9 protein-coding genes are annotated in these 12,090 nt (G+C 61.9%); 4 read left to right on the forward strand and 5 right to left on the reverse strand.

The window, feature by feature from the left end:
* Positions 1 to 13: 13 nt before the first annotated feature.
* From AC3A35_RS18615 to AC3A35_RS18625, 3 genes are all read right to left on the reverse strand, one after another.
* Positions 14 to 1,705 carry a SulP family inorganic anion transporter gene (locus tag AC3A35_RS18615; RefSeq protein WP_487437686.1) on the reverse strand — a complete coding sequence of 564 codons (1,692 nt, stop codon included), beginning with the start codon at positions 1,703 to 1,705 and terminating at the stop codon, positions 14 to 16.
* 116 nt (positions 1,706 to 1,821) lie between these two features.
* Complete coding sequence (gene metG / locus AC3A35_RS18620; protein WP_487437687.1) at positions 1,822 to 3,984, reverse strand: methionine--tRNA ligase; 2,163 nt, start codon at positions 3,982 to 3,984, stop codon at positions 1,822 to 1,824.
* A gap of 126 nt (positions 3,985 to 4,110) precedes the next feature.
* On the reverse strand, positions 4,111 to 4,695 hold the full coding sequence (locus AC3A35_RS18625) for an OmpA family protein (protein WP_487437688.1): 585 nt from the start codon (positions 4,693 to 4,695) through the stop codon (positions 4,111 to 4,113).
* 159 nt (positions 4,696 to 4,854) lie between these two features.
* Here AC3A35_RS18625 and apbC point away from each other — a divergent pair, with 159 nt between their 5' ends.
* From apbC to AC3A35_RS18640, 3 genes are all read left to right on the forward strand, one after another.
* On the forward strand, positions 4,855 to 5,946 hold the full coding sequence (apbC, locus tag AC3A35_RS18630; RefSeq protein ID WP_487437690.1) for an iron-sulfur cluster carrier protein ApbC: 1,092 nt from the start codon (positions 4,855 to 4,857) through the stop codon (positions 5,944 to 5,946).
* A 106-nt stretch (positions 5,947 to 6,052) separates the two neighbouring features.
* Complete coding sequence (dcd, locus tag AC3A35_RS18635) at positions 6,053 to 6,619, forward strand: dCTP deaminase (RefSeq protein WP_487437692.1); 567 nt, start codon at positions 6,053 to 6,055, stop codon at positions 6,617 to 6,619.
* A gap of 141 nt (positions 6,620 to 6,760) precedes the next feature.
* Positions 6,761 to 9,007 carry an Orn/Lys/Arg family decarboxylase gene (locus AC3A35_RS18640; RefSeq protein WP_487437694.1) on the forward strand — a complete coding sequence of 749 codons (2,247 nt, stop codon included), beginning with the start codon at positions 6,761 to 6,763 and terminating at the stop codon, positions 9,005 to 9,007.
* Between the two features lie 78 nt (positions 9,008 to 9,085).
* On the opposite strand, the gene AC3A35_RS18645 is transcribed toward AC3A35_RS18640, so the two are convergent.
* Positions 9,086 to 9,586, reverse strand: coding sequence for a dihydrofolate reductase (locus AC3A35_RS18645; protein ID WP_487437695.1), 501 nt, complete (start codon positions 9,584 to 9,586; stop codon positions 9,086 to 9,088).
* Positions 9,583 to 10,377 (reverse strand): thymidylate synthase, encoded by a 795-nt coding sequence (locus tag AC3A35_RS18650; RefSeq protein ID WP_487437697.1) that lies wholly within the window; start codon positions 10,375 to 10,377, stop codon positions 9,583 to 9,585. The genes AC3A35_RS18645 and AC3A35_RS18650 overlap by 4 nt, the downstream gene beginning before the upstream one ends.
* A 188-nt stretch (positions 10,378 to 10,565) precedes the next feature.
* Here AC3A35_RS18650 and AC3A35_RS18655 point away from each other — a divergent pair, with 188 nt between their 5' ends.
* A complete protein-coding gene (locus tag AC3A35_RS18655; protein WP_487437698.1) occupies positions 10,566 to 11,957 on the forward strand; it encodes a hypothetical protein in 1,392 nt (463 codons plus the stop codon).
* Positions 11,958 to 12,090 lie beyond the last annotated feature (133 nt).

The raw sequence follows: 12,090 nt of genomic DNA on the forward strand, positions 1-12,090 counted from the left end.
AGGCTCGCGGTGCTCAGGCGTAAGCCACTTCCGGTTCTCTGCCGCCGAGGCGTTGGGCGCGGATCAGGGCCTCGGTGATGTTGGTGGTGACATTGTCGTCGCCCAGTTCGTCGAGGAAGCCGGAGCGGAACACCAGCGAGCCTGGCTGCGAGTTCAGTCCGCTCAGGATCAGGCTCGCGCCGCGTTTGCCAAGGTTGCGTTGGAGTGTCTGCAGGATGTCCAGCCCGGTGGTGTCGATATTGATTACCTTGTCCATGTCGAGGATGACTACGTCGGGGTGGCCGTGCTGCATCAACAGCAGGTTCTCCAGCTTGTTGGCGGCACCGAAGAACAGGCTGCCGAACATCCGGTAGGCGAGGATGCGCGGGGTGCCGTCGGTGCGCGACAGCGCCTCGATACCGTAATGTTCTTCCAGCGGAATGCGCTCGATCCGGGTCAGGTCCGACATCCGGTAGATGAAGAACAGGCTGGCCAGCACCATGCCGAGCTCCACCGCCAGGGTGAGGTCGAAGATCACCGTGACGAAGAAGGTGCCGAGCAGGATGGTTCGATACTGCACCGAGTAGCGCGCAAGGCTCTTCGGTGCGAAGGCATGCCATTCCCCCATGTTGATCGAGACCATCACGACAATCGCCGAAAGGGTCGCAAGCGGGATGTGGCTGGCCAGCGGTGCCAGGGCAAGTACGATCGCCAGCAACACCAAGGCGTGCACGATGCCGGCCATCGGGGTGCGGCCGCCGGTGCGGATATTGGTGGCGGTGCGCGCGATCGCGCCGGTGGCGGCGAAACCGCCGAACAGCGGTGCCGCGATGTTGGCGATGCCCTGGGCCATCAGCTCCTGGTTGGGGTCGTGGCGGTCGTCGATCTGGCTGTCGGCAACGCGGGCCGACAGTAGCGATTCGATCGCGCCGAGCAGCGCAATGGTCAGCGCCGGGGCGATCAGTTTGCCCACCGTGCCGAGCGAGAGTTCAGGCAAGCCGATGGATGGCAGTTCCTGAGGGATCCCGCCAAACCGGCTGCCTATGGTGTCGACTGGCAAGCCGATCAGGGCACTCACTGCGGTGGCGATGATCAGTACCGCCAGGGGGCCTGGGATGCGCCGCATCCACGCCACGCTGGTGGCCTTCCGGTTCCAGAGGAGCAGCACCGCGAGAGAGGTGACGGCGACCACGAGCGTGGGCAGGTGCAGGCTCGGCAGCGCCGAGTAGAGTGCCTGCACCTTGGCGAAGAACTCGCCTGGCAGGTTGTCGATCGTCAGTCCGAGGAAGTCCTTGATCTGAGACATGAAGATGACGACCGCAATGCCGTTGGTGAACCCGATCACCACCGACAGCGGGATGAAACGGATCATGCTGCCGAGCCTGAACGCCCCCATCGCCAGTAGCATGATGCCGGACATCATGGTGGCGATGAGCAGGTTCTGCACGCCGTAGTCGACCACGATAGCGTAGATGATCGGGATGAAGGCGCCGGTCGGACCGCCGATCTGGACGCGCGAGCCGCCGAGCAGCGAGATCAGCAGTCCGGCAACGATCGCAGTCCAGATCCCGGCCGTGGGCGACATGCCGGACGCGATCGCAAAGGCCATCGCGAGCGGCAGTGCGAGCACGCCGACCGTGATGCCGGCCGACAGGTCGTGAGTAAAGGCGCTGCGCTCGTACCCGGGCAGGGTGTCGAGCAGCTTGGGGCGAAACTTGATATTCATGGTGGCTCCGTAGGTCGGTCTGGTGCGTTTCGCGCGGACGATCACTACAGAGACGGACGCCCCCTGCCAGCACGCCGCAGGGCGATCCAGCGTTTGGAGGGCGTCAGTGGCATGACCTACTTGACCCGCATGCCCGGGGTGGCGCCACTGTCCGGCGACAGGATGTAGAGGCCTCCGGTCTTGCCGTCCGGATCGGAGGCGGCGAGCACCATGCCCTCGCTCATGCCGAACTTCATCTTGCGCGGGGCGAGGTTGGTGACCATCACCGTCAGGCGTCCCACGAGCGTGGCCGGATCGTAGGCGGACTTGATCCCGGCAAAGACCTGACGTGGCTTCGGGTTGCCAGCGTCGTCCGTTTCGCCGATGTCGAGGTGCAGCCGGATCAGCTTGTCCGCGCCGTCCACGTGCTGCGCATCGACAATCTTCGCAATGCGCAGGTCGACCTTGGTGAAATCGTCGATCGAGATGTGTTCGGATGCGGTTTCCGCGGACTGCGCGGCGTGCTGCTGCTTCTCCGCGTGGCGCTGCGGCGAGGAGGCGGCCTTCGCGTCGTCCTCGGTCTTTAGCGGTGCGGCCGGCGCGAGCGATTCGCGATTGGCGGCGAGCAGCGCGTCAATCTGCCTGCGCTCGATGCGGGTCATCAGATGCGAATAGCCGTTGATGACATGGCCGGCCGGCAGCGGCTGCCATTGCCCGTCCCAGGCCATCTCGGCAATGGCGAGGAAGGCTTCGACCTGCGCCGCCAGGGCGGGGAGCACCGGCTTCAGATAGCGGGCGAGGTCGCGGAACATGGTCAGTGCGGTGGAGCATACCTGGTGCAGCCGTGCCGCCTGCCCGTCCTGCTTTGCGAGTTCCCAGGGCTTGTGTTCGTTGACATACTGATTGGCGAGGTCGGCAAGATGCATGATCTCGCGCAGGGCGCGGCTGTAGTCGCGCGCTTCGTAACAGGCGGCGATCGAGCCCGCGGTCCAGGCCGCGGCGAATTCGGTCGTCGCCACGTTCTCGGCTGCGGCAAGCTTGCCGTCGAACCGCTTGCTGATGAAGCCGGCGCAGCGGCTGGCGATGTTCACGAACTTGCCGACGAGGTCGGAATTGACCTTGGCGATCATGTCGTCGAGGTTGAGATCGACGTCCTCCATGGTGCCGTTGGATTTGCCCGCGAAGTAGTAGCGCAACCACTCCGGGTTGAGCTTCTGCTCGGTATAGGAGTGCGCGGTGATGAAGGTGCCGCGGCTCTTGCTCATCTTGGCGCCGTCGACGGTGAGGAAGCCATTGACACACAGCTGGCTGGGGGTGCGGTAGCCGGCGAACTTCAGCATGGCGGGCCAGAACAGGGCGTGGAAGTAGAGGATGTCCTTGCCGATGAAATGCACCATCTCGGTACCGGCCGCCTCGGCCCGTGCGCCATCGGTGTAATCCTCGACCACGATGTCGGCGCGTTTGCCGGCCAGGTTGCGGAAGCTCGCAAGGTAACCGATCGGCGCATCGAGCCAGACGTAGAAGTACTTGCCGGGCGCGCCGGGGATCTCGAAGCCGAAATAAGGCTCGTCGCGCGAGATGTCCCAGTCGGAGAGCGTGTTCTCGCCTTCCTCCCCAAGCCACTCCTTCATCTTGTTGGCGGCTTCGGCCTGCAGGCGACGGGTACCGGCGGTGTTGCTGCCACGGGTCCATTCGCGCAGGAAGGCTACGGCGCGTTCGTCGGAGAGGCGAAAAAAGTAGTGCTCGGACGTCTTCAGCATCGGCTTGGCACCGGACACCGCGGAATACGGATTCTTGAGTTCGGTGGGCGCATAGGCGGCGCCGCAGCTTTCGCAGTTGTCGCCGTACTGGTCTGCCGCGCCGCACTTGGGGCACTCGCCCTTGATGAAGCGGTCGGGGAGGAACATCTCCTTGACCGGATCGTAGTACTGCTCGATCGCTCGGGTGTCGATCAGGTCCGCAGTCCGCAGCTTGCCGTAGATGTCTTCGGCGTAGGCACGGTTTTCGGTGCTGTGGGTGGAGTGGTAGTTGTCGAAGGCGACGCCGAAGGCGGTGAAGTCGCGCAGATGCTCGCCATGCACGCGGTCGATCAACTGCTCGGGGGTGACGCCCTCCTTTTCCGCGCGCAGCATGACCGGGGTGCCGTGAGTGTCGTCCGCGCACACGTAGTGCACGGTGTTGCCGCGCATGCGCTGATAGCGCACCCAGATGTCGCCCTGGATATATCCGACCAGATGGCCGAGGTGGATGTCGCCGTTGGCGTAGGGCAGGGCGTTGGTGACGAGGATCTTGCGCGACATGATGGCTTTGCGTGATTCGAAAGACGAGAGTTTAGCAAAGCCGGCCGCTTCACCCTTAACCGGATGTGGTCGGTTTGTGGTGTTGCCGAAGCGGAGAGCGTTCGTCGAACGCTCTCCGCGCGATCATCAGCCCCGCGCACGCACGAATATCTCGACTCGTCGGTTGCGCGTGCGGTTCGATTCGCGCGCGTTGTCGGCAATCGGCTCGGCTTCGCCCCGGCCGTCGGCCGACATCCGGTCCAGTGCAACCCCGCGGCTGCGCAGGTACTCCATCACCGCCTCGGCACGCTTGATCGACAGTTGCAGGTTGTACATCTCGCTGCCGACGCTGTCCGTATGGCCGACGATGTGAAGGACGACCTCGGGGTGCCCGACGAGGGCAGGGACGACGCCGTCGAGGGCGCCGGTAAGCGCCGGACGCAGTTCGGCGCTGCCGGATCCGAAGCCGTTGGAGACGGGTATGCGTAGATGAAGCTCTGTTGCCGACGGGGCAAGGATTTCGGCGCCGTCTATGGTGCCGAGTGCGTTGCCCAGTTCTTGCTGCAGCTCGGCCCAGTTCGCAGTCGGGGCAGTGGGGGTCGGGATGGCGGGTTTTGCCGCCGGGCCATCGGCGACGTTCCCCTGCGTGGCGCAGGCTGCCAACAGCAATGCGCTCAGACACAAAGGGATGAGCAGAAATTTGCCGGCCGAGCCGGGGGTGCTGGTGTTCATCGCGAGTCCTGATAGGGTTATCGAAATGGCATATTATCGCCGGAAATCCATTGAATGGAAGACCTTGTTGCACATGAGGGTGAGCGAAACGGCCGCGTCCGGTATGATTTCATCCGACCCCGCGAATTTGCGGTTGGACCGATCCTGAAGGAAGCCATCATGAGCCTGACCCCCGACGTCGTTACCGAAGCGCTGAAATCCGTGATCGACCCGAACACCGGGAAGGACTTCGTATCGACCCGCTGTATCCGGAACTTGGCGATCAATGGCGCCGATGTGCGCTTCGATGTCGAGCTTGGCTACCCCGCGAAGAGCCAGCACGAGCCGGTACGCCAGAAATTGCGCGAGGCCCTTGCCGCTTTGCCCGGGCTTGGCCGGGTGGATATCGAGGTTTCGAGCAAGGTCGTTGCACATTCGGTTCAGCATGGCGTGAAATTGCTGCCCGGGGTGAAGAACATCATTGCCGTCGCATCGGGGAAGGGGGGCGTGGGCAAGAGTACCACTGCCGTCAATCTGGCACTTGCGCTGGCCGCCGAGGGGGCGAAGGTGGGCATGCTCGATGCGGACATTTACGGGCCCTCCCAACCGCAGATGCTCGGTATCGGCGAACGTCGGCCGGAGTCGGTTGACGGCAAGACCATGGAGCCGCTGGAGGCCTACGGCCTGCAGGCGATGTCGATCGGTTTCCTGGTCGATATCGAAACGCCGATGGTCTGGCGTGGACCGATGGCAACTCAGGCGCTGAACCAGATGCTCAAGGAAACCCACTGGCAGGATCTGGATTACCTCGTGATCGACATGCCCCCGGGTACCGGCGACATCCAGTTGACCCTGTCGCAAAGCGTGCCGCTGACTGGGGCGGTGATCGTCACCACGCCGCAGGACATCGCCCTGCTCGATGCACGCAAGGGCTTGAAGATGTTCGAGAAAGTGGGTGTTCCCATCCTCGGCGTGGTGGAGAACATGAGCATTCATATCTGTTCGAAGTGCGGTCACGAGGAGCATATCTTCGGTACCGGCGGTGGACAGAAGATGTGTGACGATTACGGAATCCCCTTCCTCGGCGCCTTACCGCTCGACCTGCAGATCCGCGAGCAGGCCGATCAGGGCGCGCCGACCGTGGTGTCCGATCCGGACGGGCGCATCGCCGCGACATACAAGGCGATCGCACGCAAGGTCGCGGTCAGTATCGCGGAGAAGTCGAAGGACATGACGCACAAGTTCCCCAATATCGTGATCCAGAACACCTGAGCGGGTTTTGTGCCGGCGTCTGCTTTCGCATCGGCGGCGCTTGGCCTAAACTAGGCAGATTTTACGCAGCCGGACGTTCCGGCTGCCCGCACAGGAAGCATTGCTCATGTCCATCAAGTCCGACAAGTGGATCCGCCGCATGGCTGAACAGAAAGGCATGATCGAGCCTTTCGCGCCGGATTTGGTGCGGGTCAATGACGGCGGCAAGATCGTCTCCTATGGCACTTCGAGCTACGGCTACGATGTGCGCTGTGCGAACGAGTTCAAGATCTTCACCAACATCAATTCGACGATCGTCGACCCCAAGGATTTCGATGCCCGCAACTTCGTCGACTTCGTTGGCGATGTCTGCATCATCCCACCCAACTCTTTCGCTCTGGCGCGCACCGTCGAGTACTTCCGGATTCCGCGCAGCGTGCTGACGGTGTGTCTGGGCAAGAGTACCTATGCACGCTGTGGCATCATCGTGAATGTCACCCCGCTCGAGCCCGAGTGGGAGGGGCATGTGACGTTGGAGTTTTCCAACACCACGCCGCTGCCGGCCAAGATCTATGCAAACGAGGGCATCGCGCAGATGCTGTTCTTCGAGTCCGACGAAGTGTGCGAAACCTCGTACCGGGATCGTGGCGGCAAGTACCTCGGTCAGACCGGGGTGACCCTGCCCAAGATCTGAGCCGGTACCGATCATCCGCGATGCACGGGGCCGGCTGACGGCCCTTTTGTCTTTTTGAACATTTCCGGTAACGAGCGGGCAACGATTGCGGGGGTAAAATCCCGCTTTGCCCGCCCTGGCACCGTGCTGGAGACCTGAAGGATGCGCTTCCACTTTCCCATCATCATCATCGATGAGGATTTCCGTTCCGAGAACACGTCGGGGTTTGGTATCCGCGCGCTTGCCAAGGCGATCGAGGAGGAGGGCATCGAGGTCCTGGGGGTGACCAGCTATGGCGATCTGACGTCCTTTGCCCAGCAGCAGAGTCGGGGTTCGGCCTTCATCCTGTCGATCGACGATGAGGAGTTCTCGTCGCCGGAGGCTTCGGCAAATGCGATCGCGGGACTGCGCGCCTTTGTCGAGGAGATTCGCTTCCGCAACTCGGAAATTCCGATCTTCCTCTATGGCGAGACCCGGACCACGCGCCATATTCCGAACGACGTGTTGCGCGAGATGCACGGCTTCATCCACATGTTCGAGGATACGCCCGAGTTCATTGCGCGCTACGTCGCCCGCGAGGCAAGGAACTATCTCGAGTCGCTGCCCCCGCCATTCTTCCGCGCGCTGGTGCACTATGCGGCCGACAGCTCGTATTCGTGGCATTGTCCCGGCCACTCCGGCGGCGTCGCCTTCCTGAAGAGCCCGGTGGGACAGATGTTTCACCAGTTCTTCGGCGAGAACATGTTGCGTGCCGACGTGTGCAATGCCGTGGATGAACTCGGTCAGTTGCTCGACCACACCGGACCGGTGGCCGCCTCCGAGCGCAATGCGGCGCGGATTTTCAACTGCGACCACCTCTATTTCGTGACCAATGGGACCTCGACGTCGAACAAGATGGTGTGGCACACCACCGTGGCGCCCGACGATATCGTCGTGGTGGACCGTAACTGCCACAAGTCCATTCTCCACTCGATCATCATGACCGGTGCGGTGCCGGTGTTCCTGACCCCGACCCGAAACCATTACGGCATCATTGGTCCGATCCCGCTCGAAGAGTTCTCGATGGAGACCATCCAGCGCAAGATCGATGCGAATCCGTTCGCCCGCGCTGCGAGGAGCCAGAAGCCGCGGATCCTGACCATCACCCAGTCGACTTATGACGGTGTCGTGTACAACGTCGAAACCATCAAGGGCATGCTCGACGGCAAGATCGATACCCTGCATTTCGACGAGGCCTGGCTGCCGCACGCGGCATTCCACGATTTCTACGGCGACTATCACGCCATCGGCGAGGGGCGGCCGCGATGCAAGGAGTCGATGGTGTTCTCCACCCAGTCGACCCACAAGCTGCTTGCCGGTCTGTCCCAAGCGTCGCAGATCCTGGTGGAGGATTCCGAGACGCGCAAGCTCGACCGCGACATTTTCAATGAAGCCTATCTGATGCACACCTCCACCTCGCCACAGTACGCGATCATCGCTTCCTGCGACGTGGCCGCGGCGATGATGGAGGCCCCGGCCGGCACCGCGCTGGTTAACGAGTCGCTGTCGGAGGCGGTCGAGTTTCGTCGCGCGATGCGCAAGGTCGAGGCCGAGTTTGGCGAGGCCGACTGGTGGTTCAAAGTCTGGGGGCCGGAGTATCTCGCCGAGGAGGGGCTGGGCGAGCGCGAGGACTGGATGCTGAAAGCTGGCGAACGCTGGCATGGATTCGGCAACCTGGCGCCGGGCTTCAACATGCTCGATCCGATCAAGGCCACGATCATCACGCCGGGGCTGGATGTCGACGGTGACTTCGCCGACCACACCGGCATCCCTGCGGCCATCGTCACCAAGTATCTGGCCGAACACGGGATCATCGTCGAGAAGACCGGTCTCTATTCGTTCTTCATCATGTTTACGATCGGCATCACCAAGGGTCGCTGGAACACGATGGTGACCGAGTTGCAGCAGTTCAAGGACGACTACGACCGCAACCAGCCGCTGTGGCGGGTGATGCCCGAGTTCATCGGCAAGCATCCGCGCTACGAAAAGGTTGGACTCAAGGATCTGTGCAATCAGATCCACTCGCTCTACAAAGCGCACGATATCGCCCGCCTGACCACCGAAATGTATCTTTCGGACATGGTGCCGGCGATGAAACCGGCCGATGCTTTTGCCAAGATGGCGCATCGCGAGATTGAGCGGGTTGCGATCGACGAGCTCGAAGGGCGTGTGACGGCGATGCTGGTTACGCCTTATCCGCCGGGTATTCCGCTTCTGATCCCTGGCGAGCGGTTTAACGCGACCATCGTGCGATATCTCAAGTTTGCGCGTGATTTCAACGCCTCTTTCCCCGGTTTCGAAACCGATATTCATGGGTTGGTGAAGGGCGAGGATGGTCGCTACTACGTGGACTGCGTACACTCGAAGTGATTCGGACTTCAGTGCATCGATAGGATCATCGAAAAAGGGGCCGCAAGCGGCCCCTTTTTCGATCGACCGATGTGGTGGTCACTTCCGGCGCTGATACTCCACGAAGTCATAATCGTGGTCGTTCACGACGTCGGCCTTGTGACTGATCCGGCTGACTTCGACGAATCCTTGGCGGTCGAACGCCGGAAAGTGGACGTCGCCGGCAACGTCCGCAGCCACTTCGGTCAGCATCAGCGTGCGCGCCCGCGGCAACATCTGCCGATAGATCTCGGCGCCTCCGATCACGAACACCTGCGGCAGATCTGCAAGCGCATTCAGGGCGCTGTCGACATCCGGGTAGGTCTCCGCGCCCACCGCCGAGTATCCTGGAGTCCGGGTAATCACCAGATTGCGCCGTCCGGGCAACGGACGTCCGAGCGATTCCCATGTCTTCCGTCCCATGAGTACAGGGTGCCCCATGGTCACGCTCCTGAAGCGTACGAGGTCCGCCTTCAGGTGCCACGGGAGTGCATTGTTCCTGCCAATGACGCCATTGCGGGCAACCGCGGCGATCAGGACGACATCGGGGAGCTTGTTCATATTGCGACCGGCGCCTTGATGTGAGGGTGGGGGTCGTAGCCGCTAAGGGTGAAATCCTCGAAGCGGAAGGCAAACAAATCCTTCACTTCCGGGTTCAGGCTCATTTTCGGTAGCGCACGCGGGGCACGTCCGAGCTGCTCCTGCGCTTGGTCCAGATGATTCAGGTAGAGATGACAGTCGCCCCCCGTCCACACGAAATCTCCGGCTTCGAATCCGCAAACCTGGGCCACCATGAGCGTGAGCAGGGCGTATGAGGCGACGTTGAAGGGCACCCCGAGGAAGATGTCAGCGCTGCGCTGATAGAGCTGGCAGGACAGCTTGCCGTTGGCGACGTAGAACTGGAACAGTGCATGACAGGGGGGGAGCGCCATACGGTCCACCTCGCCGGGGTTCCAGGCGGACACGAGGTGGCGACGCGAGTCCGGGTTCCGCTTCAGGCCTTCAACGAGCTGTGCGATTTGATCAATTCTGCTTCCGTCGGCGGCCTCCCAGTGTCGCCACTGCTTGCCATAGACCGGGCCCAATTCGCCTTCTTCATCAGCCCATTCGTCCCAGATCGATACCCCGTTGTCTTTCAGGTAGCGGATATTGGTCTCGCCCTGGAGAAACCACAGCAACTCGTGGATGATCGACCGGGTGTGCAGTCTTTTGGTCGTAAGGAGCGGGAAACCCTGGTTCAGCGGGTACCGCATCTGCCACCCGAAGACCGAGAGGGTACCGGTACCTGTGCGATCCGTCTTGCGGTCGCCATGCTCGAGCACATGCCGCATCAAGTCGAGATATTGGTTCATGGCAGCTTCCGGGTAAAGTCCGGAATTCTACCTGTGTAGAGATGGTTTGTCGGAAATCTGGCCTTATGCACTCGCGATTGTGTAAGCTCGCTTTTCGAGCTTGTAACTGACTGCGGCTAGTGCATCAGGAAGAGCCATCTGGTGAGTGTCCGGCGGGTACGATCGCCAACCGGGCCGGAGGATAGGCGGTGAAGAGCAGGGGCGACATATTCGACTTTACCTCGGGTGAGGGGCCATCAAAGGTTCAGGATCCGGTCCGGGCCATCGAGATGGCAGCGCAGGTCTTTTGCACCCGGTTTCGCCTGGAGCATCTGGCGCCGCAAAGTGGAGCGGACGTCGATGTTTATCTTGACGACTTTCTGTCCACAATACGAAATCTCGGCCCCGATCTCGACCGCGACGCAACGGCTGGCACTCCGGATCCGGAAGGCTGGAGCCGTTGGATCGCTACGGTTCGTACATCGGTGCGGGATGTTCTGGGTGTCTTTCGCTCTCTGTTGGCTGATCACGGCGATGTCGGCTCGTCCGTCGCGCTCCCGGGGTTCGCCCGGATGCTGGTTGAAGTGATTCGCTGGGATCTTGTCGGCAAGCAGGTTCCGGACCCCGAGATCTGGGCGCAGTTGGGCACGCTGTTCATCGACGCGACTGCTGCCCGGGTAACTCGCGGCGGCGGTGGGGGCAGCGGTCTGGCCCAGGAGTATCTGCGCGCAATCGCCTACCATTCTGTAGCGCTGGATCAACTCAGTTTCCCGGCCTGCATCGCTGCCTGCCGGGTGGTGGATCTTTGTCTGCCCTTCCTGACATTGCAGCCTGGCGTCTCTCCAGTCGCGCTTTATCTGGTGAATCCGCCCGCGGCCCCTGTCCCCGTCCGCGCTTCCCGTGCCACTGCCGCTTTGGGCTGGAGCTATGTTCCGGGTGCGGCGGTCGAATTCCTTGCGGAGCTTCACGGTCAACTGCTGCGTGGGGGCGTGCCGCCCGCACTCGCGGGGAGCGATTCCGGTCTTCTGTGTGATGCAGCCGCGCATCTGCGCCGACTCTGGTCGCATCGTCCGCCGGTGAGGCGCTTTCGCCGGCACCTGGTTAACGAAGAATTGCTCGTTGTGCGCGGATATGAGGCTGTCAGGTGCCTATTCGTCGCTGCTGGCGAGGTCGACAACCGTGGGTGGCAGATTACCGATCTCAGCAGGGGGGGCGTCGGCGCACTTGTGATTCGTGGTGCGCCCGACTCGACTCCTGAAAGTGGTGATCTGCTCGCCTTTCGTCCCAAGGATGGGTCGAGCTGGCATCTGGGTGTTGTGCGGCGGGTGCGTTTTGCCAAGGGAATTGCCGAGGTCGGCATTGAAACGCTATCTGTACGGCCGGCACTGATTCGTGTCGATGATGGCCGGGTTCCGGTCGATATGTTCTTTTGCGATCCCGTCCTTCGGGGAGAGGCCGTTCGTATCATCGCCCCCCAAGGGACGATTCGCGAGAATGTCCCACTTTTCATTACGGCGGACGGGAAGGTTTCCAAGCTCAAGCCGCTCGATGGGTCGATGGTGGGTAAGGGCTTCGAGTTGCGGGTGTACCAGGTGCTGTAGCCCTTGCGCCGAAACGACGAAGTTCGCCCACATTTTTCTTGCATTAAGTTTTTGGTTGTCTATAATGCGCACCTCTTCACCGCGCAACGTGCTTCATAGGCGGCGGGCAGGTGGAGGGAGCAGTGGGTGTAAA

The organism is Azoarcus sp. Soil_N_20, assembly GCF_057656155.1.

Coding starts and splice junctions, on each gene's coding strand:
- AC3A35_RS18615 (WP_487437686.1), bottom strand. CDS start 1,705: ATGAATATCAAGTTTCGCCCCAAGCTGCTCGACACCCTGCCCGGGTAC.
- metG (WP_487437687.1), bottom strand. CDS start 3,984: ATGTCGCGCAAGATCCTCGTCACCAACGCCCTGCCCTACGCCAACGGC.
- AC3A35_RS18625 (WP_487437688.1), bottom strand. CDS start 4,695: ATGAACACCAGCACCCCCGGCTCGGCCGGCAAATTTCTGCTCATCCCT.
- apbC (WP_487437690.1), top strand. CDS start 4,855: ATGAGCCTGACCCCCGACGTCGTTACCGAAGCGCTGAAATCCGTGATC.
- dcd (WP_487437692.1), top strand. CDS start 6,053: ATGTCCATCAAGTCCGACAAGTGGATCCGCCGCATGGCTGAACAGAAA.
- AC3A35_RS18640 (WP_487437694.1), top strand. CDS start 6,761: ATGCGCTTCCACTTTCCCATCATCATCATCGATGAGGATTTCCGTTCC.
- AC3A35_RS18645 (WP_487437695.1), bottom strand. CDS start 9,586: ATGAACAAGCTCCCCGATGTCGTCCTGATCGCCGCGGTTGCCCGCAAT.
- AC3A35_RS18650 (WP_487437697.1), bottom strand. CDS start 10,377: ATGAACCAATATCTCGACTTGATGCGGCATGTGCTCGAGCATGGCGAC.